Annotated in this window: 25 protein-coding genes; 13 read left to right on the forward strand and 12 right to left on the reverse strand. The window is 67.1% G+C overall.

Annotation, left to right across the window (positions count from 1 at the left end):
- Positions 1-41: 41 nt before the first annotated feature.
- Complete coding sequence (locus tag AC3WLC_RS17705; protein WP_493685210.1) at positions 42-773, reverse strand: cysteine hydrolase family protein; 732 nt, start codon at positions 771-773, stop codon at positions 42-44.
- Here AC3WLC_RS17705 and AC3WLC_RS17710 point away from each other — a divergent pair.
- Positions 757-1,728: a GlxA family transcriptional regulator gene (locus tag AC3WLC_RS17710; RefSeq protein WP_493685211.1), complete on the forward strand. Its 972-nt coding sequence runs from the start codon at positions 757-759 to the stop codon at positions 1,726-1,728. The two genes, AC3WLC_RS17705 and AC3WLC_RS17710, sit on opposite strands and share 17 nt — an antisense overlap.
- Before the next feature lie 97 nt (positions 1,729-1,825).
- Here AC3WLC_RS17710 and AC3WLC_RS17715 read toward each other — a convergent pair whose 3' ends face one another.
- A complete protein-coding gene (locus AC3WLC_RS17715; RefSeq protein ID WP_493685212.1) occupies positions 1,826-2,608 on the reverse strand; it encodes a DsbA family protein in 783 nt (260 codons plus the stop codon).
- Between the two features lie 330 nt (positions 2,609-2,938).
- Between AC3WLC_RS17715 and AC3WLC_RS17720 the strand changes: the two genes are divergently transcribed.
- Positions 2,939-3,220 carry a YARHG domain-containing protein gene (locus tag AC3WLC_RS17720; protein ID WP_493685213.1) on the forward strand — a complete coding sequence of 94 codons (282 nt, stop codon included), beginning with the start codon at positions 2,939-2,941 and terminating at the stop codon, positions 3,218-3,220.
- A 149-nt stretch (positions 3,221-3,369) separates the two neighbouring features.
- On the opposite strand, the gene AC3WLC_RS17725 is transcribed toward AC3WLC_RS17720, so the two are convergent.
- Both AC3WLC_RS17725 and AC3WLC_RS17730 read right to left on the reverse strand, forming a co-directional pair.
- A complete protein-coding gene (locus tag AC3WLC_RS17725) occupies positions 3,370-4,083 on the reverse strand; it encodes a DNA helicase (protein WP_493685214.1) in 714 nt (237 codons plus the stop codon).
- 138 nt (positions 4,084-4,221) lie between these two features.
- Positions 4,222-5,157, reverse strand: a complete 936-nt coding sequence (locus AC3WLC_RS17730) for a LysR family transcriptional regulator (protein WP_493685215.1) — start codon at positions 5,155-5,157, stop codon at positions 4,222-4,224.
- 119 nt (positions 5,158-5,276) lie between these two features.
- Here AC3WLC_RS17730 and AC3WLC_RS17735 point away from each other — a divergent pair, with 119 nt between their 5' ends.
- The 5 genes from AC3WLC_RS17735 to AC3WLC_RS17755 all read left to right on the forward strand — a co-directional run bounded on the left by AC3WLC_RS17735 (position 5,277) and on the right by AC3WLC_RS17755 (position 9,102).
- Positions 5,277-6,002 carry an SDR family oxidoreductase gene (locus AC3WLC_RS17735; RefSeq protein ID WP_493685216.1) on the forward strand — a complete coding sequence of 242 codons (726 nt, stop codon included), beginning with the start codon at positions 5,277-5,279 and terminating at the stop codon, positions 6,000-6,002.
- 70 nt (positions 6,003-6,072) lie between these two features.
- Positions 6,073-6,474, forward strand: a complete 402-nt coding sequence (locus AC3WLC_RS17740; RefSeq protein WP_493685404.1) for a carboxymuconolactone decarboxylase family protein — start codon at positions 6,073-6,075, stop codon at positions 6,472-6,474.
- A gap of 11 nt (positions 6,475-6,485) precedes the next feature.
- A complete protein-coding gene (locus AC3WLC_RS17745; protein ID WP_493685217.1) occupies positions 6,486-6,857 on the forward strand; it encodes an Atu4866 domain-containing protein in 372 nt (123 codons plus the stop codon).
- A gap of 128 nt (positions 6,858-6,985) precedes the next feature.
- Entirely contained in the window at positions 6,986-8,491 is a 1,506-nt protein-coding gene (locus AC3WLC_RS17750; RefSeq protein WP_493685218.1) for a helicase HerA domain-containing protein, read from the forward strand.
- Positions 8,492-8,496: 5 nt separating this feature from the next.
- Positions 8,497-9,102 (forward strand): HAD-IA family hydrolase, encoded by a 606-nt coding sequence (locus AC3WLC_RS17755; protein WP_493685405.1) that lies wholly within the window; start codon positions 8,497-8,499, stop codon positions 9,100-9,102.
- Positions 9,103-9,105: 3 nt separating this feature from the next.
- Here AC3WLC_RS17755 and AC3WLC_RS17760 read toward each other — a convergent pair whose 3' ends face one another.
- The gene (locus tag AC3WLC_RS17760) at positions 9,106-9,675 is read right to left on the reverse strand and encodes a TIGR00645 family protein (RefSeq protein WP_346359195.1); all 570 of its coding nucleotides are present in this window, start codon (positions 9,673-9,675) and stop codon (positions 9,106-9,108) included.
- A 208-nt stretch (positions 9,676-9,883) separates the two neighbouring features.
- On the opposite strand from AC3WLC_RS17760, the gene AC3WLC_RS17765 reads away from it, so the two are divergent.
- Both AC3WLC_RS17765 and xth read left to right on the forward strand, forming a co-directional pair.
- Entirely contained in the window at positions 9,884-10,330 is a 447-nt protein-coding gene (locus tag AC3WLC_RS17765) for a BA14K family protein (RefSeq protein WP_493685219.1), read from the forward strand.
- A 128-nt stretch (positions 10,331-10,458) separates the two neighbouring features.
- Complete coding sequence (gene xth / locus AC3WLC_RS17770; protein WP_493685220.1) at positions 10,459-11,238, forward strand: exodeoxyribonuclease III; 780 nt, start codon at positions 10,459-10,461, stop codon at positions 11,236-11,238.
- A 15-nt stretch (positions 11,239-11,253) separates the two neighbouring features.
- On the opposite strand, the gene AC3WLC_RS17775 is transcribed toward xth, so the two are convergent.
- The 3 genes from AC3WLC_RS17775 to ilvD are packed head-to-tail and all read right to left on the reverse strand — an operon-like array spanning position 11,254 to position 14,351.
- Positions 11,254-11,622 (reverse strand): hypothetical protein, encoded by a 369-nt coding sequence (locus AC3WLC_RS17775; RefSeq protein WP_493685221.1) that lies wholly within the window; start codon positions 11,620-11,622, stop codon positions 11,254-11,256.
- Positions 11,623-11,680: 58 nt separating this feature from the next.
- Entirely contained in the window at positions 11,681-12,634 is a 954-nt protein-coding gene (locus AC3WLC_RS17780) for a tetratricopeptide repeat protein (RefSeq protein ID WP_493685222.1), read from the reverse strand.
- On the reverse strand, positions 12,621-14,351 hold the full coding sequence (gene ilvD / locus AC3WLC_RS17785; RefSeq protein ID WP_493685223.1) for a dihydroxy-acid dehydratase: 1,731 nt from the start codon (positions 14,349-14,351) through the stop codon (positions 12,621-12,623). The genes AC3WLC_RS17780 and ilvD overlap by 14 nt, the downstream gene beginning before the upstream one ends.
- 662 nt (positions 14,352-15,013) lie before the next feature.
- Here ilvD and AC3WLC_RS17790 point away from each other — a divergent pair.
- The 3 genes from AC3WLC_RS17790 to AC3WLC_RS17800 all read left to right on the forward strand — a co-directional run bounded on the left by AC3WLC_RS17790 (position 15,014) and on the right by AC3WLC_RS17800 (position 19,643).
- Positions 15,014-16,027: an extracellular solute-binding protein gene (locus AC3WLC_RS17790; RefSeq protein ID WP_493685224.1), complete on the forward strand. Its 1,014-nt coding sequence runs from the start codon at positions 15,014-15,016 to the stop codon at positions 16,025-16,027.
- Positions 16,024-17,718 (forward strand): ABC transporter permease, encoded by a 1,695-nt coding sequence (locus AC3WLC_RS17795; protein ID WP_493685225.1) that lies wholly within the window; start codon positions 16,024-16,026, stop codon positions 17,716-17,718. The genes AC3WLC_RS17790 and AC3WLC_RS17795 overlap by 4 nt, the downstream gene beginning before the upstream one ends.
- Positions 17,719-17,894: 176 nt before the next feature.
- Positions 17,895-19,643 (forward strand): AsmA family protein, encoded by a 1,749-nt coding sequence (locus AC3WLC_RS17800; RefSeq protein WP_493685226.1) that lies wholly within the window; start codon positions 17,895-17,897, stop codon positions 19,641-19,643.
- Between the two features lie 161 nt (positions 19,644-19,804).
- Here the strand turns inward: AC3WLC_RS17800 and gyrA are convergent, their stop codons facing one another.
- The 3 genes from gyrA to AC3WLC_RS17815 all read right to left on the reverse strand — a co-directional run bounded on the left by gyrA (position 19,805) and on the right by AC3WLC_RS17815 (position 24,409).
- A complete protein-coding gene (gene gyrA / locus AC3WLC_RS17805; protein ID WP_493685227.1) occupies positions 19,805-22,606 on the reverse strand; it encodes a DNA gyrase subunit A in 2,802 nt (933 codons plus the stop codon).
- Positions 22,607-22,829: 223 nt separating this feature from the next.
- Positions 22,830-23,357 (reverse strand): hypothetical protein, encoded by a 528-nt coding sequence (locus AC3WLC_RS17810; RefSeq protein ID WP_493685228.1) that lies wholly within the window; start codon positions 23,355-23,357, stop codon positions 22,830-22,832.
- Positions 23,358-23,425: 68 nt separating this feature from the next.
- The gene (locus AC3WLC_RS17815) at positions 23,426-24,409 is read right to left on the reverse strand and encodes a Bug family tripartite tricarboxylate transporter substrate binding protein (RefSeq protein WP_493685229.1); all 984 of its coding nucleotides are present in this window, start codon (positions 24,407-24,409) and stop codon (positions 23,426-23,428) included.
- A gap of 259 nt (positions 24,410-24,668) precedes the next feature.
- On the opposite strand from AC3WLC_RS17815, the gene AC3WLC_RS17820 reads away from it, so the two are divergent.
- Entirely contained in the window at positions 24,669-25,301 is a 633-nt protein-coding gene (locus AC3WLC_RS17820) for a MarC family protein (protein WP_493685230.1), read from the forward strand.
- 23 nt (positions 25,302-25,324) lie between these two features.
- On the opposite strand, the gene AC3WLC_RS17825 is transcribed toward AC3WLC_RS17820, so the two are convergent.
- Entirely contained in the window at positions 25,325-26,710 is a 1,386-nt protein-coding gene (locus AC3WLC_RS17825; protein WP_493685231.1) for a PepSY-associated TM helix domain-containing protein, read from the reverse strand.
- Between the last annotated feature and the right edge of the window lie 11 nt (positions 26,711-26,721).

Below are 26,721 nucleotides of genomic sequence, written 5' to 3' on the forward strand. Positions count from 1 at the left end.
AGGAGCCCCGTCCAAGGTGAAACGGGGCTCGGCCCCCTTTCTCAGGCGCTGGGGAGCGCCAGAATGGCGTCCGTGTCGAGCACGTCGGCGAAGGTATCGGCGAGCGCTACCAGCGACGACCGGTGCAATTCGGCATGCGGAACGGCAGCCCCGTCCGGCCCGGTGATATCGCGCGTGGCGCAGGCATCGGCCGCGACGATGACAGCGTAGCCAAGCGGGACTGCGTCGCGCGTCGCGCCTGCAACACAGGCATGCGTCATCAGCCCGCTGACGATCAGGGTCTTCACGCCGCGGGCCTTGAGCCGGGCGTCGATATTGGTTGTCGGGAAGACGCTGACCGAGTTCTTGCGCACCGTCTCATGGTGCGGCGCCGGCGTGACCAGCGGATGAAAGGCGACCGTCTCGCCGTCTTCGGCGAAGATCGGCGCACCGGCGGGCGTCACATGCTGGATGTGGTAGACCGGGATTCCGGCGGCGTCGGCCCTATCGATGAGCCGCCTGGCATTGGCTAACGCCTTGCCGCCGTCCGGGATCGGCATCTTGCCGTCGAAATACTCCTTCTGGAAATCGATCACCAGCAAGGCGCTCGTCGCGGGATCGAGGCTCTCGGGCGCGCTCGCGCCGATCATCTGTCGAATGGTCTGGGTCATGGCTGGCTCCTTCGCCGCGTCTGTGGTCGGCCAAGACTGACCGATTGCCGGCTGCGCGAAAGTGGCCTGGAAGACAATATGTGATAGGATCCGGCCAAACGCCCTGATGACCGGCCTTGCCATGCACACCGTCGCCGTCCTCGCCTATGAGGGGGTCATTCCCTTCCATCTCTCGATTCCCTGCATCGTCTTCGGCGACGATCTGCTGAAGCTGGGAGCGCCGCGCTATCGCCTGCTGATCTGCGGCGAGAACACTGGGCTGATCCCGACGATCTCCGGCTTCCAGATCGGCGTACAGCACGGTCTCGAAGCCCTCGCGCAGGCCGACACCGTGATCGTCCCGGCCTGGCGCGATCCGATCGACCCGCCCTCCGACATCCTGCTGGACGCCCTGCGCGCCGCCCATGCGCGCGGCGCCCGAATCGTCGGCCTGTGTCTGGGGACCTTCGTCCTGGCCCGCGCCGGCCTGCTGGAAGGCCGCACGGCGTCGACGCATTGGGCCTGGGCGGATGAATTCGAACGGGCCTATCCGGACGTCACGCTGGATCGCAACGCCCTCTATGTCGACGATGGCGACATCCTGACCTCGGCCGGAACCGCCGCTGCGATCGACTGCTGCCTGCATCTGATCCGCCGCGACCACGGCGCCGAGATCGCCAACCGCATCGCCCGGCGATTGGTGGTTGCGCCTCACCGCCATGGCGGACAGGCGCAATATATCGAGAGCCCCCTGCCCGCCTTCGGCAACCCCGATCAGCTCTCCTCGACGCTGGAATGGGCGCTCGCGCATCTCAACCAGCCACTCGGCCTGGAGCAACTGGCGGCGCGCGCCGGGATGAGCCTGCGCAGCTTCACGCGCCGCTTCAAGCAGAAGACGGGCGTGACCGTCGTCCAATGGCTGCTGAACCACCGCCTCGCCGAGGCGCAGCGGCGGCTCGAAACCGGCGATTGCTCGATCGAGCAGATCGCGGAGATGGCCGGCTTCGGCTCGGCCGTTTCGCTCCGGCAGCATTTCACCCGGGCGTTTTCGATCTCGCCGGCCAGCTATCGCCGGCAGTTCAGGAAGAACGCGGCTTAACTCCGCGGTCTCTCCGCTCTCACCAAGCAAAAAGGGCAACCCAGCATGGTTGCTGGATCGCCCTCATCTTGTCAGGTGGTCGCTATGACTGGCGGCGTCAGCCGCTGCAGGTCGCCTTGCCGCATTTGCGGACGGCCTCGATCTTCTGCTTCAGCGCCGCCTGGCCGACAGCGCCGAACACCACCTCGTCGCCGACGATGAAGGCCGGCGTGCCCGTGAGGCCGAGCCGATCGCCGAGGGCGACCGTCTGCTCGATCACGGCGCGCGTCGCCGGCGCCTCCATCTCCTTCTTGACGCGCTCGATGTCGGCGCCGGCTTCCTTGGCGATCTCCATCGCCTTGGCGCCGTTGACCCGGCCCTTGGTCGCCATCAGCTTGAGGTGGAAATCCCAGTACTTCTGGCCCTGGAGCTGGTTCTTCACCGCAATGGCGACGCGGCTCGCTTCGACCGAGTCAGGGCCGAGGATCGGGAAGTCCTTGATCACGACCTTGAGCTTGGGATCGTCCTTGGCGAGGGCGCGGACATCCTCCATCGCCCTTTTGCAGAAGCCGCAATTGTAATCCATGAACTCGACCAGGGTGACGTCGCCCTGCGGGTTGCCGGCGATCACCGAGGTCGCGGGGTCGGTCAGGCTGGCCTTCTCGGCCGCGAGCGCATTGCGCTGGGCCTCGACCTGCGCAACCTGGTTGCGCTTCTCCAGCTCGACCAGGGCCTCCTGGATCAGCTCCGGATTCTTCAGCAGCGTCTCCTTGATCAGCTCGACCACGGCCGCACGTTGCTCGGCCGAGAGCGACTGGGCCTGTGCCGGCGCGGCAGCGACGCCGAGCGCGCAGGCGGCGATGCCGGCGAGCGCCAGGCGGCGCAGCGAAGAGAAGATCATGACGACGGTCCTTTCCAGAGCGCGATTCGCGCGCACTACCATTGCTTGTCGGGAGAAACATACCCGATGACGGCACCCGCGCGCAGTGCCGCAGGCAATCCCTGCGGCAATTTGGCCGGCGCCCGGCTCGCCTCGATGTGGGAGGCGAAAGGCTGAAAAATCCCTCAATTCTTGTCCTCCGCGGGCGCGGCAGCGTCAATTCACAGCTTTGCCAGCGGAGCGATCGCGCCCTCCTGCAACAAGATCGTGATCCTGCCATGGCAGGGAGCGAAAAAGCTTGTCGCACCCGCAAGGGGCGACAACATAGCGCTCGCACCGCAAGAGGTCGTCATGCCGAAATTTCTCCTCCCAGCCCTCGCCCTCGGCATCGCCCTGCCCCTCCTTGTGACCGCCACGCCCGCGGCGGCCCAGAGCTGCGAGGACCTCTGGTATCAGCGCAACGAGATCTACAAGGCGCAGGGCTATTGCTTCCGCACCCAGCGCGGCATCAGCGCCTTCGGCAATGCCGGCTGCCAGTACGACAATATCGAGGACGTGCCGCTCTCGGCGACCCAGCACCGTGTCATCGCCGACATCCAGCGCGCCGAGCGCACCCGCGGCTGCCCGCGCTGAGCGCCTTTCCAACGAGTGGCATCCGATCCGCCAGGCCGTCATTGCGAGCGTAGCGAAGCAATCCAGTATCGCTCTACGGCCCCTGGATTGCTTCGTCGCTTGCCCTTCGCAATGACGATCAGCTCGATCGAAAGCCCTTGAGAGTGGACCTAACCCGCGGCCTGAAACCGAACTTCCCCCTCGTTCAGGAAGCAGCTCTTGCTGAACAGCGAGAGATCGAACGGGTTCGGCAGGCGGATATCGCTCAGATCCGGGCAGGGTTTCATCGCGGGATCGTAGGAACGGTCGATCTGCGAGATGAAGGCCAGTATCACGCCCCTCGCCTCCGCAAACGCCTTGAGCGCACGGATCTGGGCGCCGAGCTCGGGATTGCCGCGCTTCTGGTCGAGCAGCTGCAGATAATCGACGATCGCCAGCGTGCCGCGCGGTGCCTGCACCAGCGCCTGCATGATGTGGTCGGCACTGATCGCCTCCGAATCGTCGAAGGAGAACAGCGCCTCGAACTGCGCGGGGTCGACGCCGAGTACCCGGAAACGCCCGAGCACATCCCTGGCCGTATATTCAAGCGTGAAGAACACTGCACGGCGGCCGGCCTTCATCGCCTCGACGGCGAGCTGGAGGCTGAGCAGCGTCTTGCCATGCCCAGGCCGTGCGCCGATCAGCAGCAGGTCGCCCGGCTCCAGGCGGGCCAACAGCCCCTCGGCGGAGAGGCTCTCAGCGGATTTGGACGCAAGCAGGCTCCAGGTGCCGAAGCCTTCGCCAATGGCGACGCGGTCGAGCGCCAGATGGAGCGGGATGTCGTCCTTGCGCGCCAATTCCTTGGCCTTGCGCTTCAGGCGATAGACGGGGGCGGAAAGCTTCATCGGTGAACCTCCTGATGCGAGCGAAGTCCGCAACCCCTCCTTATGCGTAGCGCTCGAACAGTCGGTTCGACGATGAAGATACCCTGCACGGCAGCGTGCTTCCCTGATGGAGGGTGGAGGCGCGGGCAGCACCTGGAATCAGATTATAGCCGATCCCGTTCTGGTCGTCGCCTTGCGCCTATCCCAATCGAAGCCGCGCAGATGGTCGACCAGGGCGCGCAGCTTCGGCGCCATGGCGCGGCGGCCGGGGTAGTAGAGATAGAAGCCCGCGAAATACGGGCTGTATTCCTCCAGCAGCGGCACCAGCTCGCCACGCGCGATCGCCGGGCGGAAGCTCTCTTCCATGCCGAAGGTGATGCCGGCGCCCGCCACCGCGAGCTTGATCATCAGCGCCATGTCGCTGGCCGTGATCTCCGGTGCGACGGCGACGCTGAACTCCCTGCCATCCTCCGCAAATTCCCAGCGATAGGGCGGCAGCTTCGGCCCCGGCCGCCAGCCGATGCAGCGATGCGTGGCCAACTCGCGCGGATGGGACGGCATGCCGAAGCGCTCGCGATAGCTTGGCGCGCAGACGGCGAGCTGGCGCTCCTCGCCGCCGATCGGCACCGCGATCATGTCCTGCTCGATCACCTCGCCGAGCCTGACGCCGGCGTCGTAGCCCGCGGCAACGATGTCGAATTCCTCGTCGGTCACGGTGATGTCGAGCTCGACCTCGGGATGGCCCGCGACGAAGCTCGCCAGGAACGGCCCCGACAGGAAGCGCTCGGCGATCGACGACACCGCTAGACGCAGACGTCCACGGGGGCCGGCGCGCAGGTCGCGTGTCGCTTCGACGGCCGCGCGCAGATCAGCCAGGGCGGGGTCGAGATCGGCGAGGAGGCGTTCGCCCGCCTCGGTCAGGCTGACGCTGCGCGTCGTGCGCTGCACCAGGGCGATCCCGAGCCGCTCCTCCAGCTTCCGGATCGTCTGGCTGACCGCCGAGCGTGTGACGCCGACACGGTCCGCCGCGCCGCGAAAGCTCTTCTCCTCGGCGACGAGGGCGAACACGGCGAGCGCGTTGAGGTCCATCTCCATTGGTTAGAATAACTCTCCAGTCTGGAAAGAAATGAGCGGCTTATCGCGACAATGACCCGCTCCTAGCTTTTGGGCAACCGCAACACAGCGGTTCCACGGCACAACCAGACGGAGCAGACATGGCCATCGACAAGGTCGTCCTCATCACCGGCGCATCGAGCGGGATCGGCGCCGGCATCGCCCGCGAGCTTTCAGCCGCAGGCGCGAAGCTGATGCTCGGCGCAAGGCGCACAGAACGCCTCGATGCGCTTGCCGAAGAGCTCAACGCGACAGGCGACGAGGTCCGTACCCGCCGGCTCGACGTCACCGATCGCACCGATGTCGCCGCTTTCGCAGAGGCGGCAGGCGAGGCCTTCGGCCGTGTCGACGTCATCGTCAACAATGCCGGCGTCATGCCGCTCTCGCCGATGGCCTCGCTCAAGGTCGACGAGTGGGACCGCATGGTCGACGTCAACATCAAGGGCGTGCTCTACGGGATCGCCGCGGTGCTGCCGCAGATGCTGGCGCGCGGTTCCGGCCAGATCGTCAACATCGCCTCGATCGGCGCCCTCGCCGTGTCGCCGACCGCCGCCGTTTATTGCGCGACCAAGTACGCGGTGCGCGCCATCTCGGACGGTCTGCGACAGGAGCACTCCGACCTGCGCGTCACCTGCATCCATCCCGGCGTCGTCGAGAGCGAGCTCGCCGGCACGATCACCGATCCGGCCGCGGCCGAGCTGATGAAGAGCTATCGCGCCATCGCGCTCCAGCCCGATGCGATCGGCCGCGCCGTGCGCTTCGCGATCGAGCAGCCCGACGACGTCGACGTCAACGAGATCGTCGTCCGCCCCACCGCCACCCGCTGAGGAGGATGCCATGACCCGAGCCATGCGATCACCGCTGCGCACCGCCGCGGCCGCCGTCGCCATAGCCGCGATGCCCGCACCCGCCATCGCCGAATCGACCGAGGAGCGGCGCAAGCGCGGCGAAGCCGTCATTCGCAGCCTGAACAACGGCGCCCCCCAGCAGGCGCTGGAGCGCATGCGGCAGGAGTTTCCGTTCCTGGCCGAGGCGACAGAGGCCTATGCGCTCGGCGATGTCTGGTCGCGAACCGGCCTCGACAGCCGCACACGCCAGCTCGCAGCGGTCGCAGCCTTCGCCGCAACCGGCCAGACCGCCTTCATGAAGGTCCATGCCGGCTACGCTCTCAACATCGGCGTGCCCGAGGGAGAGCTGAAGGAGATCGTCTACCTGATCACCGTGCCGGCCGGAATGTCGCGCGCGATCGCGGCATCGCAGGCTCTGTCGGAGCTCTTCGCCGAACGCCGCAGGCAGTGAGGGAAACGATCGTGAACACCCTGCTCGTGAATGCCTCCCTGTTGCTGGCCGCCGGCATCGGCCTCGCCACCACGACCATCCAGAATGGCCCCGAAGGATCCAGCCATATGACCATCGCCCGGGCAGCAGCCACCGAGAACCCGCAGTCCCACCCCTATGTCGGCATGTGGGTCACAGCCGACGGCCATGTCCGCCACGAATTGCTGCCGAATAGCCGCTACGACGAAGCGCGCGGCAATCGCGAGAGCGCCTATCGCGGCCGCTACAAGGTCACCGGCAGCTATATCGAGTACTGGGACGATACCGGTTTCACTGCCGACGGCACCTTCGTCGACGCGGACACGCTGCATCATGGCGGCATGATCCTGCGCCGCCGGCCCTGACCGAGGCCTGTCCTGCGCTGCGCAAAGCTGTGGAATGCAGGCCGGGCCTTGCCTTGACTGCCGGCGGGCGTGCTAGAAGCGCCGCCTTGCGTTTTCCGCCACGGCAAGGAGCGGCCTGGATTCCCGGCATGAAGACTGGCATCGACATGGGGTCGACGCGCAGCGGCGAGCCCGCTGAGCTTAACCTCGCCGAATTGCTGGCGACGCGTCTGCTGGTTCAGGGCAATTCCGGCTCGGGCAAGTCGCATCTGCTGCGCCGCCTGCTGGAGCAGAGCGCGCCGCTGGTTCAGCAGGCGATCATCGATCCCGAGGGCGACTTCGTCTCGCTGGCCGACCAGTTCGGCCATGTCGTGGTCGACGGCACGGCGAGCCCGGTCGAATTGCAGAAGATCGCGCTGCGCGTGCGCCAGCACCGCGTCTCGGTGGTGCTCAACCTCGAAGAGCTCGACGCCGACGAGCAGCTGCGCGCCACCGCCGCCTTCCTCGGCGGCCTCTTCGATATCGACCGCGCCCATTGGTATCCGATGCTGGTCGTGGTCGACGAAGCCCAGCTCTTCGCTCCGGTGATGGCGGGCGAGGCCTCGGACGAGGCGCGGCGCCTCTCGCTCGGCGCCATGACCAACCTGATGTGCCGCGGCCGCAAGCGCGGCCTTGCCGGGGTGATCGCGACGCAGCGCCTCGCCAAGCTCGCCAAGAACGTCGCGGCCGAGGCCTCCAACTTCCTGATGGGCCGCACCTTCCTCGACATCGACATGCAGCGTGCCGCCGACCTGCTCGGCATGGACCGGCGCCAGGCCGAGATGTTCCGCGATCTCGAACGCGGCCAGTTCGTCGCGCTCGGCCCGGCCCTGTCGAAGAAGCCGCTGCCGGTCCGGATCGGCCCCGTCGCCTCGGTCGATCGCGGTGGCGCGCCGAGCCTGATGCCGCTGCCCGAGCAGGCACCGGAGGATGCCAGCAAGCTGATCTTCACCGCCGGCGAGGACGAGGTCGCACCTGCCCCCTGGCCGAAGCAGCCGCGCCCGCGGCCGGTGGTGGCACCCGAGATCATCCGCCGCATCGAGACGCACCAGCCGGTGCCGCCGCCTGAGCCCGAGATCGAGATGGATCCGGAAGAGCGCGCGGCAGCGCTGGTCGAGATCCTCAACGAATTGCTCGACGACCCCGAAGCGCGCGACCGGCCGGTCGCCGTACTCTACCAGGATTTCACCGTGCGCTGCCGGATGCGCCGCGTCAGCGGCCCGGAGACCAGCCTGGACGCCTTCCGCAAGCGCCTCGCCGTCGCCCGCGCCGGGGCGAGCGAGGAGGTCCTGTCCTCCGATGCCTGGGAGAAGGCGCTGACCGCAGCCGAGACCCTGCCGGAGGACCTGCACGGGCTCTTCCTGTTCATCGCGCGCAGCGCGATCGAAGGGGCGCCCTGCCCCTCCGATGCCGAACTGGCAGAAGCCTATGGAAGCCATTCGCCGAGCCGGGCGCGCCGCCTGATCGGCTATATCGAGGAGCGCGGCCTCCTCGTCTGCCATGTCGACTTCCGCGGCCAGCGCACGCTCGCTTTGCCGGCGCTCGGCGTCGAGACCGCGCCGGGCCTCGCCTCGCCACTGGTCAAGGGCCTGCCGCCGCGGCGGGCACGAGGTTAGACCTGATCCGCGCCGTCCTCCTCGATGTCGACGGCGTGCTGGTCACCGGGCGGCCAGCAGATGGGCTGCATTGGAGCCATGATCTCGAGCGCGATCTCGGCATCGCGCCCGAGCTGCTTCAGCGGCGTTTCTTCGCCCGCTACTGGGCGGACATCGTCACTGGTCGTGTCGGCCTACAAGAGACACTGACGCCAGTCCTGGCCGAGATCGCTCCTGCTGTGAGCAGCAAGGCTCTTCTCGAGTACTGGTTCGTGCACGACGCGCGGCTGGAAGAGGCCTTGCTGCAGGATATCGCGGCGCTGCGCCGCGGTGGCCTGACCGTCGCATTGGCGAGCAATCAGGAGCACTTGCGTGCCCGCGACCTTTCGGAGCGGCTGGGCCTCGCAGGCCATGTCGACCACTTCTACTATTCGGCAGCGATCGGCGCGCGAAAGCCGGATTCCGCCTTCTATCGCCACATCGAGCAGGCACTGGGCGAGCCGCCCGAAGCGCTCCTGCTGATCGACGATACCGTCGAGAATGTCACTGCTGCCCGGCACGCCGGCTGGCGGGCCGTCCATTGGACGGCCTCTCGGCGCCCCGGCGACATCGTTGCCGAGGCTGGCGAATGATCCTCAATGCCCCTTGCCGGGCGCCAGCGTCATCCGGTCGACCCAGGCGATGCCCAGCGCCGAGAAGATGAAGATGGTGTGGATCAGCGTCTGCAGCAGCACGCCCGTGGTGGTGTAGTTCGTCGCCGTCGGCCCGCCGATATTGCCGGCCTCGATGAAGGTCCGCAGCAGGTGGATCGACGAGATGCCGATGATCGCCATGGCGAGCTTGATCTTGAGGATCGAGGCGTTGACGTGGCTGAGCCATTCCGGCTGGTCCGGATGCCCCTGCAGTTTTAGCCGCGATACGAAGGTCTCATACCCACCGACGATCACCATGATCAGCAGGTTGGAGATCATCACCACGTCGATCAGCCCCAGCACGACCAGCATGATCTGCTGTTCGCTGAAGTTGAAGGCGTGGGTGACGAGGTGCCAGAGCTCCTTGAGGAACAGGAAGACGTAGACGCACTGCGCTACGATCAGGCCGAGATAGAGCGGCACCTGCAGCCAGCGCGAGGCGAAGATCACCATCGGCAGGGGCCGCAGCGGGCCCTTGGCAGAAAGGTCGGCGGGTTCGGCGGAGTGCGACATGGGTCTCCCGGATAGATGGTGCAACGCGGAAACGCGAAATGGGGCCTGCCGCGGCGACGCGCAAGCCGAAAAATGCCGAAAGCTCTCGGAAGTCGTTGAAATTTAGCCGCGTTTTGCGTCTAGTTCTGACGCTGAGGTGACAGTGTCCGGGCGATACCGGTAGGTTCGCGCGGGAATCCTCCCATCCGGGAGGGACAAGGAGTTCGAGATGATCAGGACGACGATGATCGCCGCCGCCCTCGCTGGCGGTTTTGCCTTGGCAACGCCGGCTGCCGCCGCCCCGCTCGCGCCGGCCCAGGCGAGCGTTGCCACCGCCGGCTCGACTAATCTCGTCGAGCAGGTGCAGTACCGTCGCTATTACGGCCCGCGCTACGGCTATCGCGGCGGCTATTATGGGCGAGGCTATCGCTATAACCGCGGCGCAGCCGTCGGCGCCGGCATCGCCGCCGGTGCGCTCGGCGCTCTCGCCGCCGGCGCCCTGCTCGCGCCCGGCCCGGTCTATGCTGCCCCGCCGCCGGTCTACGCCGCGCCCGCGCCGGTCTACGCGGAGCCCGACGCCGACGCGATCGCCTATTGCTCGCGCCGCTTCCGTAGCTACGACCCGCAGACCGGCACCTATATCGGCTCCGGCGGTGTCGTCCGCGCCTGCCCGTAAGTCCCAGCCGATACACCGGCGATCAGAACCTCCCGGCCGTGGCCGGGAGGTTTTTTGTGGCCGCTGCTGACTTGCATTGACGGCTCGGGCGGCTCTTAGTCTCCGCTCGTCTGAATCGGAGCCGGCCCGTGCGCATCGCCACCTGGAACGTCAATTCGATCCGCCAGCGGCTGACCCATGTCCTCGCTTTCCTGAAGGAAGCCGAGCCCGACGCGCTCTGCCTGCAGGAGCTGAAATGCGTCGACGCCGATTTTCCGCGGGCCGAGATCGAGGAAGCCGGCTGGCAGGTCGCGACCCATGGCCAGAAGGGTTTCAACGGCGTCGCCATCATCTCGCGCAGCGCGCTCGAGGACGTCAGGCGCGGCCTGCCGGGCGATGAGAGCGACGAACAGGCGCGCTATCTCGAAGGCGTGCTGCCGCATGGCGACGGCGTCGTGCGGCTGGTCTCGATCTACCTGCCGAACGGCAATCCGCCGAACACCGAGAAGTACCCCTACAAGCTCGCCTGGATGGAGCGCCTCGCGGTCCACGCCAAGGGCCTGCTCGCGCATGAGGAACCGCTGGTGCTGGCCGGCGACTACAACGTCATCCCCGAGCCGCGCGATGCCCGCGATCCCGCAGCCTGGGCAGGCGACGCGCTCTTCCTGCCGCCGACCCGCACCGCCTTCCGCAAGCTGCAGAGCCTCGGCTTCACCGAGGCGCTGCGCGCCACCACCGACGCGCCCGGTCTCTACACCTTCTGGGATTATCAGGCCGGCGCCTGGCAGCGGAACAACGGCATCCGCATCGACCATCTCCTGCTCTCGCCGCAGGCTGCCGACAGGCTCGGCGCAGTCTCGATCGCCAAGCATGTCCGCGGCTGGGACAAGGCTTCCGACCACGTGCCGGTGCTGATCGAGCTGAATTAAGGCCTGCCGCCGTGCTCATTGCGGCGAGCCGCGCCTGACGCCGTCCTTGATGAACACCCGGAACGGCGTCGTGCCGCTGGCGCTGCCATCGGCCGAACGCCAGCGGCCTTTGCTGCAGAGCACGCCCCCTTGCGTCTCGCTCGCCTCGAACTCGATCAGGTTGTGATAGGTCGTGCCGTTCGGCTCGACCGCCCGGAAGCGCGTGGTGCATTTGCCGCCAGCGACGACCGGGTCGTAGTCGTGGATCATGATGCCGCCGCCGCCCGTGCTCGGGAACGGGTTGGTCAGCGGTGGCCAGTCCTCGAAGCGCTCCTGCGCGCCCGCGCCGTGCATGGCAAGCGCCGCGAAGGCGGCGATGAAGCTGAGGCGTGCAGTATGACGCATGGCGGAAGCTCCGAGGTTCGATACCTCGGCTACTTCGGCCTGCAGACGCTGGATGCAGTCAGCGCCGCTCAGCGCGCACGTGCTGGCGCTCGACCAGGGCCAGCGCCGCCGTGCGGTCGCTCGCGCTCGCATTGGCGAAGGCGGCGTCGTAGCGCTCGACGATCCAGCCCTCACGGGCGGTATCGGCGCCCTCGCGAGCCAGCGCCAGCCACATCAGCCCCATGATCGGGTGACGCGGCACGCCGTCGCCGCCGCGCAGCAGCATGTCGCCGAAAACGGCGCGCGCCGGGGCATGGCCCTTCTCGGCCGCGAGCTTCATCCAGCGCGCCGCCTGGCGCGGGTCGCGCGAGACGCCGGTGCCGTTGAGATAGAGCCGGGCTAGATTGTACTGGCCATCCGGGTCGCCGAAATAGGAGGCGGCGTAGTGGAACATGTCGAAGGCGCGGTCGGGATTGGGCTTCACATAGGTGCCCTTGATCCCGTCGAGGAAATAGCCGCCGAGCGCGACGAAGGCCGCCGAGACGATACGCCCGTCCGAGGTGCCGGGAACCTCGTCGGCATTCTCGTCCGCGATCTTCGAGAAATACTCGAAGGCCTTGAGATCATTGGTCGGAACGCCGTCGCCGCTGGCATAGACGCGGCCGAGCTTGAACTGCGCGGCGAGGTGGCCCTGCGCCGCGGCGTATTCGAGCGCCCGCACGGCGCCGGCCTGATCGCCGGCGGTCGAGTCGCGCATCCAGGCCTTCAGAGCGTCGCGGGCGCTGCTGAACGGGGCGATCGGCAAGGCGGTGTGGGCGGCTGGCCCACTCGGGGCAGGCGCGATCGCGCCACGGCCGGGAGCAAGCGGCGCAGGCGCGGCGCGGCTCTCCACCTCCGGCTCCGGCAGGGCAGCGCCGGGAATCGGAAGCGGCGGCAGCGGCACGCGCTCCACGACTGCGTTCTGCGCCCAGGCTGCCTGCTGGCAGCCCAGAGCAAGCAACGCTCCGGCAATGATGGCCTCAGATATCCGCATAGCACTGTGTCTCGGCTGCGCCTCCCGGATGGGTGACGGCGCCGCCCTTGGCGGATCCGACCGTCTGCGCGTATTTCCAAAGCGCGCCCGACCGATAGTCCGTCTGGCGCGGCGTCCAGGCCTTACGACGCTCTTCAAGTTCGGCATCAGAAAGGCGGACTGCGAGCTTTCCTGTGATGGCGTCGAGCTCGATGATGTCACCGTCGCGGATCAGGCCGATCGGCCCGCCGACAGCGGCCTCGGGGCCGACATGGCCGACGCAGAAACCGCGGGTCGCGCCCGAGAAGCGGCCATCGGTGATCAGCGCGACCTTGTCGCCCATGCCCTGGCCGTAGAGCGCCGCGGTGGTCGCCAGCATCTCACGCATGCCCGGGCCGCCCTTCGGTCCCTCATAGCGGATGACCAGCACGTCACCGACCTTGTAATCGCGGTTGGTAACGGCCTTGAAGGCGTCCTCCTCGCAGTCGAAGCAGCGCGCCGGACCGGAAAAGACCAGGCTCTCCTGCGGCATGCCGGCGATCTTCACGATCGCGCCTTCCGGCGCGAGATTGCCCTCGAGGCCGACGACGCCGCCGGTCTGGGTGATCGGCTTGCTCGCGGGATGGACGACGTCCTGCTTGTCGTTCCATTTCACCGAGGCGAGGTTCTCGGCGATGGTGCGGCCGGTCACGGTCATGCAGTCGCCGTGCAGATAGCCGTTGTCCAGCAGCGTCTTCATCAGCAGCGGAATGCCGCCGACCTCGAACATGTCCTTGGCGACGTATTTGCCGCCCGGCTTCAGGTCGGCGACGTAGGGCGTCCTCTTGAAGATCTCGGCGACGGCGAACAGGTCGAAATCGATGCCGCATTCATGCGCGATCGCCGGCAAGTGCAGCGCCGCATTGGTCGAGCCGCCGGAGGCCGCCACGACCATCGCCGCATTCTCCAGCGCCTTGCGGGTGACGATGTCGCGCGGGCGGATGTTCCTGGCGATCAGGTCCATCACCATCTCGCCGGCGGTGTAGCAGAAGGTATCGCGGACATCATAGGGCGCCGGCGCGCCGCAGCTATAGGGCAGCGCCAGGCCGATCGCCTCGGCCACGGTCGCCATGGTGTTGGCGGTGAACTGGGCGCCGCAGGAGCCGGAGGACGGGCAGGCGACCTCCTCGAGCTCCTTCAGGTCCTCGTCCGACATGGCGCCGACCGAATGCTTGCCGACCGCCTCGAACACGTCCTGGATGGTGACCGGCTGGCCCTTGAAATTGCCGGGCAGGATCGAGCCGCCATAGATGAAGATCGAGGGCACGTTGAGGCGCACCATCGCCATCATCATGCCGGGCAGCGACTTGTCGCAGCCGGCGAGGCCGACCAGCGCGTCATAGCAATGCCCGCGCATGGTGAGCTCGACCGAGTCGGCGATGACCTCGCGCGAGGCGAGCGACGACTTCATGCCCTGGTGGCCCATGGCGATGCCGTCGGTGACAGTGATCGTGCAGAATTCGCGCGGCGTGCCGCTGGCCGAGGCGACGCCCTTCTTCACCGCCTGGGCCTGGCGCATCAGGGCGATGTTGCAGGGAGCAGCCTCGTTCCAGCAGGAGGCGACGCCGACGAAGGGCTGCGCGATCTGCTTCGCGGTCATGCCCATCGCGTAATAATAGGAGCGATGCGGAGCTCGGGCCGGCCCGACACTCACGTGCCGGCTGGGCAGCTTCGACTTATCGAAAACGCGCGCGTCCATTCAAACTCTGTCCCGCCACCCCACCTGGCGGGCGAAAGCTGTGCCACGCCGCCACCCGCTGGTGCAATCATCCGCCCCCAAGTGGGTCGCGAAGCATTTTTCTGCTCCGCATCCTGCCTGACGGGGCTTAATTCTTCCGTATCTCAGATAGTTACTGAAGTTTGCAGCTGAGGCCGCTTTGTGGCGGCTTCGCGGCAATCGTGGCAGCCCGCCCGCGCTACGCTGCAATAGCTGCCGATGTTGTAGAAAAGTCACGACATCCCGGCGCGCAAAGGCATGCGCACCGGCCTTGCCCGCAATCCCAGCGTGCAGCCGGACATCGCCCGCGTTTCACGATCCCGGCACAGCGTCAGATCCCGAATGGGCGAACTGAAACAATGTCAGCGCGGCCTGCGCCATTCCAACCAGCGTCCGGCGGCCCGAAAGCTCTTAATCAAGCTATTGAAGTCGTACGACTTTTAGATCATCCGAGCGAAACCGGCCGAGCTTTCGACAACAATCCTTGGGTCACAAGGATTAGAATTCATCTAATGAGGATCCAGTTTAGAATAGATATAACACATTGAAATAAAAGGGATATTACCCTTGACCACCCCGGTTCGCCGCTCTACCGCTCCCTCCGAATGGCCGATTTTCATAGCCCCCGCCCGAAGGAGCGAAACATGACCATCCGCACCGCGCTCACCGCGACAGCCCTGGCTTCCTGCCTGCTGGCCGCCCCTGCCCTTGCGCAGAGCGTCAATCTCTACACGACGCGCGAGCCGGCCTTGCTCAACCCGGTCATCGAAGCCTTCACCAAGGACACCGGCATCAAGGTCAACGCGGTCTTCCTCAAGGACGGGCTGCAGCAGCGCATCCAGGCCGAGGGCAACAACAGCCCGGCCGACGTGATGCTCGTGGTCGATGTCGGCGAGATCCAGGCGGCGGCCGATGCCGGCATCACCCAGCCGGTCAAGTCGGCGCTGGTCGACAAGACCGTGCCGGCCCAGCTGCGCGGCGCCGGTGACAACTGGATCACGCTGACCAAGCGCGCCCGCGTCGTCGTCGTCTCCAAGGACCGGGTCAAGCAGGACGCGATCACCTATGAAGACCTCGCCGATCCCAAGTGGAAGGGCAAGTTCTGCATCCGCTCGGGCCAGCACCCCTACAACACCGCACTGTTCTCGGCCTATCTCAGCCATCACGGCGCCGAGAAGACCGAGGCCTATCTCAAGGCGCTCAAGGCCAACACCGCTCGCAAGCCCGGCGGCGGCGACCGCGACGTCGCCCGTGACATCCTCTCGGGCCAGTGCGACATCGCCATCATCAACACCTACTATATCGGGCTGATGAGCAAGGCGACAAACGAGCAGAAGGGCTGGTACGAGGCGATCAAGCCGCTCAAGACCACCTTCGCGAATGGCGGCACCCATGTGAACGTCTCGGCCGCGGCGATCGCCAAGCACGCGCCGAACAAGGACAATGCCGTCAAGCTGATCGAATACATGCTCGGCGAGAAGGCGCAGCATATCTATGCCGACGGCAATTTCGAGTTCCCGGTCAACGCCGACGTCAAGGAGGCCGAGGCCGTGAAGCTGCTCGGCGCCGTTACCCCGGACAAGCTGCCGCTCGCCGACATCGCCAAGAACCGCAAGGCCGCCTCTGAGCTGGTCGACAAGGCCGGCTTCGACAATTGAGCCTGAGCGCCTCCGCAGCACATCCAGAACGGCCGCCAGCTCGCTGGCGGCCGTCGACGCGTCTGGTCTACGTCACCGCGGCAGCCGCCGGCCTGGTCGCCCTGCCGGTGCTGGCGCTCGCCTTCACCGCGCTGTCGCGCGAGGCGCTGGCGGTCTGGCCGCATCTGGCCGCCAATGTCCTGCCGGTCGCGCTCTGGAACACGGCGCTGCTGCTCGCCGGCGTCGCCCTGTTCTGCGGGGCGGTCGGCACCGGCGCCGCCTGGCTGGTGACGCAATACGACTTCCCCGGCCGCCGCAGCCTGGAATGGCTGCTGGTGCTGCCGCTGGCACTGCCGACCTACATCACAGCTTATGTCTACGTCGAAATCCTCGGCTTCCAGGGGCCGTTCCAGAGCGCGCTCAGGGCGCTGACCGGCTGGCGTTCGCTGCGCGACTACTGGTTTCCCGATCCGCGCAACCTGCCGGGCGCGATCCTGATCCTCGGGCTCGTGCTCTACCCTTATGTCTATCTCAGCGTGCGCGCGCTCTTTTCGATGCAGAGCGCCGCGCTGATCGAATCCGCCCGCACGCTCGGCACAAGGCGCTGGCCGCTGTTCTGGCGCATCGGCCTGCCGATGGCCCGCCCCGCCCTCGCCGCCGGGCTGACGCTCGCTTTGCTCGAGACGCTCAACGACATCGGCGCCAGCGAATATCTCGGCGTCCGCTCGCTGACGATCTCGGTCTACACCACCTGGATCAATCGCGGTTCGCTGGCGGGCGCCACCCAGATTGCCTGCGTCATGCTACTCGTCGTGGTCGGGTTGATGGCCGCCGAGGCGCGCACGCGCGGCGCGCGGCGCTTCGCCCTGCCGGTGAAGCGGCCGCGCCCGGTCGGCCGCATCCAGCTCTCGGGGGCTCGCAGCTGGATTGCATCGATCGCCTGCTTCCTCCCGGCGCTGTTCGGGGCGGTGCTGCCGCTCTATTACCTGCTCGGCGAACTCTGGCGCCGCGACCTCTTCGCCCAGGCCGATGCGACGCTCTGGCGAGCGCTCGCCAACACCGTCGCGATCTCCGCACTCTCAGCCGCATTGATCGTCGCGATCGGCATCGGCATCGCCGCGGCGCTGCGGCTCGGGCGTGAGCGGGCCTTGCCGCTGCTCGCCCGCATCGCCTCGCTCGGCTATGCCCTGCCCGGCACGGTGCTGGCGCTCGGGCTGCTGGTGCCGCTCGCCGCCTTCGACAACCTCGTCGCCGATTTGAGCCGCGCGCTCTTCGGCGCGAGCCCGGGCCTGCTTCTGCTGGGATCGGGCGCGGCGCTGGTCATCGCCTATCTCGTGCGCTTCCTGACCATCGCCGTGAACGGGGTCGAGAGCGGCTATGCCCGCATCTCGCCGCGCATCGACGACGCCGCGCGCTCGCTCGGCGCCGACCGGCACGAATTGCTGCGCCGGCTGCACTGGCCGCTGATGCGCCCGGCCATCGCCGCCGCCGCGCTGCTCGTCTTCGTCGACTGCATGAAGGAACTGCCGGCGACGCTGCTGCTGCGCCCGCTCAACTTCGACACCCTCGCCACCCTGGTCTATGGCCACGCCGCCCGCGGCGTCTTCGAGGACGGCGCGCTGGCGGCGCTGCTGATCGTTGCAATCGGCATCTATCCAGCGTTGAGACTCGCCCGCGCCGGCGAACAGCGACCGGTTTCACGCGATAATTGAGATGTTTCCCCGGCTTTCCGGCGTCCAGGCGGGTGCAGAACTCGACATTCGTGAGCCGGAGGACTAAACCCTTGCCGCGCGACGATATGCCGGCCGCCCGGCCGAATCGCTCGCGCTATCGGATTGCCTGACGACGGGGCCCTGCCGTCACGCAAATGAAGGCCATACGCCCGGCCATGTCACGACGCGCACTCCTGATCGGCCTCGCCGTCGCCGCGCTGCTGCTCACGCTCGGGCTGCGGTCGTGGAATCTCGCCCTGTCGCAGGTCGAGCGCTCCGTCGTCGCCGGCATCGAGGCCCGGACCGGCCTCAAGGTGACGGGCATGCGTCGCGCCGAGATCGCGATCCTGCCGCTGCCCCGGATCAGCCTCTCCGATGTCAGCTTCGTCGATCCGCAGGGCGTGCTCTCCGGCAAGGCCGCGCGCCTGCGCGCCCGCGCCCGCCTGCTGCCCCTGATCGGCGGACAGCTCGACTTCGACCGCATCGACCTGGTCGCTCCCGAAATCGACGTCGCCGCGAGTGACTCCGGTGGCAGTTACGCTCTCTGGCTCGACCGCATTCTCGGCTATCTCGCGCGCCTCGACAGCCAGACCCGGCTCGTCCTGAATTCCGGCAGCGTCATGATGCGCTCGGACAGCACGGTCCTGACGACGCTGCGCGACGTCAACCTGCTGATCGAGGAACGGACGGCCCAGGCGCCGGTCGCGCTCGCCGGCTCCTTCACCTGGCGCGGCGAGGCCACCAAGGTCGATATCCTCTGGCCCGTCGCCGGCGAGCGGGCCCGCACCGCCTTCTCCCTCGGCTCGCGCCTGATGAACCTGCGCCTCAACGGCACGCGCTCCGCCGCCCAGGGCACAACCAGCGGCCAGGTCGAGTTCAGCACGAAATCGCTGTCCGACGCCCTGGCCTGGATCGGCCCGCGCCCTCGCATCGCGTCCCTGGTCCGCCACGTCGAGCTGACTGCGCAGGCCCAGATCAGCCCGGGCAGTGCCGCACTCGACTCGGTCGTCGCCATGGTCGACGGCGACCAGCTCGAAGGGGCGCTCAAGCTCGACGGCGCCATGCCCAACTGGGCGCTGTCCGGCACGCTCGCCGGCGCCGAATTCGATCTCGGGCGCCTGCTGCGCCAGGCCGAGCCGCAGATGCCGGCCGGCAGCAGCGAAACGGCCGACACGCCGCTCGAATTCGACGGCTGGACCACCAACGATGTCGACCTGCGCCTGTCGCTCGACTCCGCCCGAATCGGCGCGGCACGCTTCGGCGATCTCGCGGCCCAGCTCCTGATCCGCAAGGGCCGGTTCGAAGCATCGCTGCTGCGCGCCTCGACCTATGGCGGCTCGGCCCGCGCCCGCATCCTCGCCACACCGGTCGCCGCCGGCGCCGACGTCAAGCTGCAGCTCGGCCTCGAAAAGGTGAATCTCGCTCTGGTCGCCGACGATCTGCCGGCGCTCGCCCGCCTCAGCGGCACCGCCACCGGGCAGCTCGCCTTCGACGGTGTCGGCAGCAGCCTGGAGCAGGTGGTGAGCTCGCTGACCGGCCGCGCCGGCCTGACGATCCGGCAGGGCGAATTCCGCGGCATCGCCTTCCCCGATCTGCTGCGCAAGGCCGAGAAGCCGCCGACTTCGGCGCGCGACTGGCGCCAGGGCAAGAGCGCCTTCGAGACCCTGCAGCTCTCCGCCCTCGCCAATCTCGGTGTGCTCTACATCACCGACACGCAGATCGCCGGCTCCGGCTACAATGTCGTCCTCAACGGCACGGCCGATCTCACCCGGCGCTGGCTCGACCTCAACGGCGCGCTGAGCTCGACCACGACCTCGGCGCGCGTGCCCTTCGAGTTGCGCGGCCCCTTCTTCGGCGCCGCCTTCACCCCCGAGATCGACGCGGCCTTGCGGCCGATCGGCCCGGCGATCCCGCTGCTGCGCTGACGCCACCGCTCCCCTGATTAGAAGGTCTATTCCGGACCAGCGTTGCTGCCGGCCCAAGAAGGGTTGTCAGCGCCGCGAGCCAAAAAAGTCCCGGGTGAGCACAGCTCGACCCGGGACTTTTCGATTTCAGCAGAAGAACGCCGCCGCATCTGAAAGGAGGCTCACGCCTCCCCGGCCGGCTCCTCGCCCGCCCCATTCTCGGCCTCACCGGCCTCGCCCTCGTCCTCGGCTTCCTCGCCGATCCGCTCGACCGAGACCACCTTCTCGCCCTCAGCCGTGTTGAACACGGTGACGCCCTGGGTCGAGCGCCCGGCGATGCGGATGCGGTTCTGTGGGCCGGCATCGACCGGCACGCGGATCACCTGCCCGCCATCGGTGACGAGCATGATCTGCTCCTTCTCCTCGGCCGGGAAGGAGGCGACAAGCTTGCCGTTGCGGTCGTTGACAACCATGGCGACGATGCCCTTGCCGCCGCGTCCGGTCACCCGGTACTCGAAGGACGAGCTGCGTTTGCCGTAGCCATTCTCCGACACCGTCAGGATGAACTGCTCGGCGGCGCCCATCTCGGCATATTTCTCCTGGCCGAGTTCGATGTCGCTGCCGGTCTCCTCGGCATCTCCGCTCGTCACTGGCTCGGCCGTCTCCTCGCCCTCGCCGGTCAGCGCCCTGCGAGCAGCGGCGGCGCGCTTGAGATAGGCGGCGCGCTCGTCCGGAGTCGCGTCGAGATGATGCAGGATCGCCAGCGAGATCACCTCGTCGCCATCGGCGAGGTTGATGCCGCGCACGCCGGTCGAATCCCGGCCCTTGAAGACGCGCACCTCAGGCACGGCGAAGCGGATGCACTGGCCGCCGGCGGTGGTGAGCAGCACGTCGTCATGCTCGGAGCAGATCTGCACGTCGACGATGGAATCGCCCTCGTCGAGCTTCATCGCGATCTTGCCGTTGCGATTGACCTGGACGAAGTCGGAGAGCTTGTTGCGCCGGACATTGCCGCTCTTGGTAGCGAACATCACGTCGAGCCGGCCCCAGCTCTCCTCGTCCTCCGGCAGCGGCATCACCGTGGTGATGCGCTCGTCCTTGTCCAGCGGCAGCATGTTGTTGAGGAATTTGCCGCGGGCATTGGGCGCCGAGAGCGGCAACCGCCAGACCTTCTCCTTGTAGGCCTGGCCCAGCGAGGAGAAGAAGATGATCGGAGTATGCGTATCGGCGACGAAGAGCCGCGTGACGAAATCCTCCTCGCGGGTCGACATGCCGGAGCGGCCCTTGCCCCCGCGCTTCTGCGACCGATAGGTCGAGAGCGGCACGCGCTTGATGTAGCCGGCATGGGAGACGGTGACGACCATGTCCTCGCGGGCGATCAGGTCCTCGTCGTCGAGATCCGAGCCCCAGTCGTGGATCTCGGTGCGGCGCGGCGTCGCGAAGGCAGCCTTCACCTCGGCGAGCTCGGCCTTGATGATCTCCTGGATGCGGGCGCGCGAGCGCAGGATGTCGAGATAGTTGGCGATCTCCTTGGCGAGCTTCTCGAGCTCGTCGCCGATCTCGTCGCGGCCGAGGGCGGTCAGGCGTGCCAGGCGCAGTTCGAGGATCGCCTTGGCCTGCGCGTCCGACAGGCGGTACGTGCCGTCCGGGTTCATCGGATGGCGCGGGTCGTCGACCAGCGCGATCAGCGGCGCGATGTCGTCGGCCGGCCAGTCGCGCGCCATCAGGGCCTCATGCGCGGCCGACGGGGTCGGCGCGGTGCGGATCAGGCGGATGACCTCGTCGATATTGGCGACGGCAGTGGCGAGACCGCAGAGCACATGGGCGCGCTCGCGCGCCTTGTTGAGCAGATAGCGCGTACGCCGTGAGACCACTTCCTCGCGGAACTCGACGAAGGCCGAGATGAAGTCCTTGAGGTTCAGGATCTCCGGCCGCCCGCCGGTCAGCGCCACCATGTTGGCACCGAACGAGGTCTGCAGCGGCGTGAAGCGGTAGAGCTGGTTCAGCACCACGTCGGCGACGGCATCGCGCTTGATCTCGATGACGACGCGCACGCCCTCGCGGTTCGATTCGTCGCGCAGGTCCGAGATGCCCTCAATCCGCTTCTCGCGGACGAGATCGGCGATCTTCTCGACCATCGTCGCCTTGTTCACCTGATAGGGAACCTCGGTGACGATGATCGCCTCGCGCTCCTTGCGCAGCTCCTCGATATGGGTCTTCGAGCGCATCACGATCGAGCCGCGCCCGGTGTGATAGGCCGAGTGGATGCCGCTGCGGCCCATGATCTGGGCGCCGGTCGGGAAGTCGGGGCCGGGCACGATCTCGATCAACTGGTCGATCGTCAGTTCCGGATCGTCGATCAGCGCGATGCAGGCATCGATGACCTCGCCGAGATTGTGCGGCGGGATGTTGGTCGCCATGCCGACGGCGATGCCGCCGGCGCCGTTCACCAGCAGGTTCGGATAGCGCGCCGGCAGGACCGTCGGCTCGTGCTCCTTGCCGTCATAGTTCGGCTGGAAATTGACGGTGTCGAGATCGAGGTCTTCGAGCAGCGGCATCGCCGCCTTGTCGAGGCGCGCCTCGGTGTAGCGATCGGCCGCCGGGCTGTCGCCGTCCATCGAGCCGAAATTGCCCTGGCCGTCGATCAGCGGCAGGCGCAGCGAGAAGTCCTGCGCCATGCGCACGAGCGCGTCATAGACCGCGAGATTGCCGTGCGGGTGGTACTTACCCATCGTGTCGCCGACGATGCGGGCGCACTTGGTATAGGGCCGGTCGGGCAGGTTCTTGTTCTCGTGCATCGAGAACAGGATGCGCCGGTGCACGGGCTTGAGACCGTCGCGGACGTCAGGCAGAGCGCGGCTCACGATCACGCTCATCGCGTAATCGAGATAGCTCTTCTTCATCTCGTCGGTGATCGCGATCGGCTTGATGTCGCCGCCCGGCTGCGGGCCGTCGTCGCGCTTGTCGTCGTTGTCTTCGCTCAAGGGAAAAAGTCCCGTTTACCGCTGGTTTTTCAACGCTCTGGCTACCCGATTCCGGCGGGCGAAGCCAGCGAAACGCGATTCTATTCAGAGAAAATAAAACCGTTTTATTGCAGCATGTTACGGGGTGTTTTTGATTCGCTTTCGCGCCCCCTCCGCATTCTCGCCATGTTTGGCTGGCGGCAGCGCGCTGAAATTGGCGAAACCCTCGTCCGGAGCCTGCGCGCTAGACCTTCCGAACCTGCGGAGCGAGGCGCTGAAAGGCGGCATCGATCTCCTTTTCGCCGCCTGCAACCCCAGCCAGGGAAAGGCGAACCCCGGACCTCGGAAACGGCCAAGGCCTCCGGAACCTGGTGAAATCCAGTATATGCGGCCGATATAAATTGGGCTCGATCAGGTCGACGCTGAGAACCAATTCCTTGTTTCTGCCAGGGTCGAACGAGTAACTCTGCACAGCGGGCCAAGGCACCTTGCGTGTAAGGATGTCGGGAACCGTCAGCCCCTCCTCATCGAACGCCAGATGCACTGAGCGGTCGAAATCGCGGCAGGCCCTTCCAAGGCCGAAAAGCACGAACGCAGCGATGAGCAGTCCAACGATCGGCCCCGATCCGCCCGTGTATATGAGTCTTATGAAGGCGGAGACGATGGCCCCGGCAGCACAAAGATAGAAACCCGTTTCCCAGCGGCGCTCATTGCCGCGAAATTCGATGCGGTTCGGCGCATTGATTTCGGCCTGCACATCGACGGTACTCATCTCGTCTGCCTCGCCTTCAAGCCCCATCCGCAGCCTCGCCAAGCTTGGTGGGGCGCCGCGCCGCCGGGCTATTCGATGGTGATCTTGGCTTCGCGCGCGATCCTGCCGAACTTCTCGTACTCGGACGCCGTCAGCGCAGTGAGCTCGGCCGCGCTCGACGATTTGGGGTTGAAACCGGCCTGGGACAGCTTGTCCTTGACCTCGGGCGTGCCGAGCGCCTCGACGAAGGCCGCATTGAGCGCCTCGACGATCGCCGGCGGCAGACCGCCCGGCCCATAGACACCGAACCAGGGCTCGACCGCGTAGCCCGGCAATCCGGCCTCCGCGATCGTCGGGACATCCGGCAAGGCCGGCGAGCGCGTCGCGCTTGCAACCGCCAGAGCGGTGAGCTTGCCGGCCTGGATGTGCGGCAGCGAGGCAGGGAGATTGTCGAACATCGCGCCGAGATGCCCGCCGAGGAGATCGTTGACGCCGGGCGCGCTGCCGCGATAGGCGACATGGGTCAATTGCGTACCGGTCATCTGGCCGAACAGCACCGCGGCGAGATGCATCGAGGTGCCGTTGCCGGCGGTACCGTACTGCAAGCCGGGCTCCGCCTTGGCCTTGGCGATGAATTCGGCGACGGTCTTCACCGGCAGCTTCGGCCCGACCTCGAGCACGATCGTCGAGGTGCCGAGCAGGCTGATCGCGGTAAAATCCTTGCGCGGGTCGAACGAGACGCTCTTGTAGATGTGCGGGTTGAGCGCATTGGTCGAGATCGCGCCGAAGCCGATGGTGTAGCCGTCGGGCGCCGACTTCGCGACCGCGTCCATGCCGATATTGCCGCCAGCGCCGGGCCGGCTCTCGATCACGACCGGTTGGCCGAAACGCGCCCCGACCTTCTCGCCGACGAGGCGGGCGACGAGATCGGTGGTGCCGCCGGCGACATAGGGCACGATGAAGCGGATCGGCTTGGCGGGATAGGCCTGCGCCTGCGCCCGGCCGGCGATGGCGATCAGCGGAGCCGCGGCAAGGGCGGCGGTCAGCTGGCGGCGGGACAAGGCATGGTCCATCTCGATGCTCCGGCTCGGCGGCCCGTGGCCGCGCAGGCTAGATGCTGGCGAATCCCGCATCACAGTGCAACTGACGGTAGGGGCTGGACCTGGCCCGGGAAGCCTCACCGCGACCATCGGCACGATCGGACTGGACAAGCGGCGCCGGCGACGCAAACCCGGGTTTCCATCGCTATGCGTTGGGCACTACGATGGAGTTCGGCGACAGCCAAAACCGCGAGGGCGCGGCAAGAGCAGCGCAATAAGCTCGGGAGAAGACATGTTCGCCGAATATCTCTCCTCCGCCCTCGTCACCATGCTGGTCACGCTCGATCCGCCGGGGCTGGCGCCGATCTTTCTGTCGCTGACGCGCGGCATGTCGGCGAGCGAACGGCGGCAGGTCGCGGTCCGCGCCTGCATCATCGCCTTCTGCATCATGGCCTTCTTCGGCCTCGCCGGCGATGTCGTACTGAAGGCGCTCGGCGTCTCGCTACCGGCCTTCCGTATCGCCGGCGGCCTGCTGCTGTTCTGGATCTCGTTCGAGATGGTGTTCGAGCGCCGCAACGAGCGCAAGCAGCAGACGGCCGACACCGCCATCACCCAGGACCATATCCGCAATGTCGCCGCCTTCCCGCTGGCGATCCCGCTGATGGCTGGCCCCGGCGCCCTGACCGCGATGATGCTGCTCGCCGGCCGCGCCAATGGCGACGTCGCGATGCTGGCCTCGCTCGCGGTGATCTGCGGGTTGGTGGTCCTGTCCTGCCTTGCCGTCTTCCTGATGGCGGTGCCGATCGCGCGCCTGCTCGGCGTCACCGGCAATGTCGTGCTGACCCGCCTGCTCGGCGTCATCCTCGCCGCTTTGGCGGTGCAGTTCGTCATCGACGGCATCCGTGCCGTGATCCGGAGCGGCTGAGCCGCCCCGGATCGAATTTGGGCTCAGGCCGTTCGCGCCAGCCGCCAGCGGACGAGGTCCACGAGCAGGAAGGCCGCGAGGCTGGCGCCGACCAGCGGCAGCGCCCAACCCAATCCCGCCGCGACGAGAACCGCCATCGGCCTGCCCGCCCAGCCGAGCCGCAGCCAGGCCTGGATAACCGTGCGCGGCAACGAGCCAGGCGCGGGCCGCTGCCGCCACCAGATCCGGTAGCCGAGCAGCGTCGTCACGATCAGTGCGATGCCGAGCCCCGCCATCAGCACTTGGTTCGGCCAGCCGAACAGGATGCCCATATGGGCGTCGATGCCCCAGCGGATCAGCTTGGCGATCAGCGGGAAAGTTTCGAAATCGGCCCGGCTGACGACGGAAAGGTCGCGCGGGTCGATAGCAAGCGTATCGACCTGCGTCGGCCAGCTCCGGTCGTACTCCCGCACCAGCCAGGCCTGCCCCTCGGCCCGAGGCGGCCGCATCTCGACATGCGGGGAATCGATCCCCGCCGCCTTGGCGGCGGAAAAGACCGCGTCGAGCTGCTGGACGCTGCCGGGAGCAGCCGTCCCCATAGCCGAGCCATGATCGCCGTGACGGGCGTGCTCGTCGGCCGCAGGCGCGGCGCCGAGCTTCAGCGACACCGACAGCGTCACCCAGCCGAGATTGGCTCGCAAAGCATCAATCCGGTCGCCGGCATAGTTCGACCAGGTCAGCCCCGTCACCGACAGGAAGACGAGGCCGAGCGAGAGGGTGAGCCCGATCAGCCCGTGCCAGCGCCGGTCGCGCAAAGCCGGATTGGCGCGCGCCCGCTCGGCCGCCCTGGGATTGCGCCGCCAGAACCACATCAGGACGCCGCCGAGCACCACCGCCCAGAGCCAGGACGCCGCCAGCTCGCTGTAATTGCGCCCGAACTCGCCGAGCAGCAGGTTGCGGTGGAGATAGTCGAGCTGCGTCCGGAACGGCAGGATGCCGCTGGTGCCGTAGACGATGAGGTCGCCCTTGATCGCCAAAGAGACTGGGTCGACGAAGATCGCCCGGCTTTCGGAATCGCCGAGGCCGGGTTGCGCGAACATCACGCGCGTGGTCTGGCCGGCGGCTGGTGCGGGACGGATGGCGAAGAAGCGCGGCCCCTCGCCTATATGCTTGCGCGCGGCTTCGGTCTGGGCGGCGAGCGAAGCTGGCTCTCCCGCCGTCGTTGCGGTCAGTTGTTCGCGATAGATCAGGCTCTCGATCTGCGGCGTCAGCACATAGAGCGTGCCGGTCAGCGCTGCGATGAGAATGAACGGGCCGACGAACAGCCCGGCATAGAAGTGCAGCCTCGCGATGAAGGCCTTTAATTCGGACGACAGGGCAAGGCTGCGGCCGGCATCGGCGCGCGTGCTTATATCCGCGTGAGCGGTCATGGCTGGATTTC

This window comes from Allobosea sp. GW821-FHT03A12, from assembly GCF_058986765.1.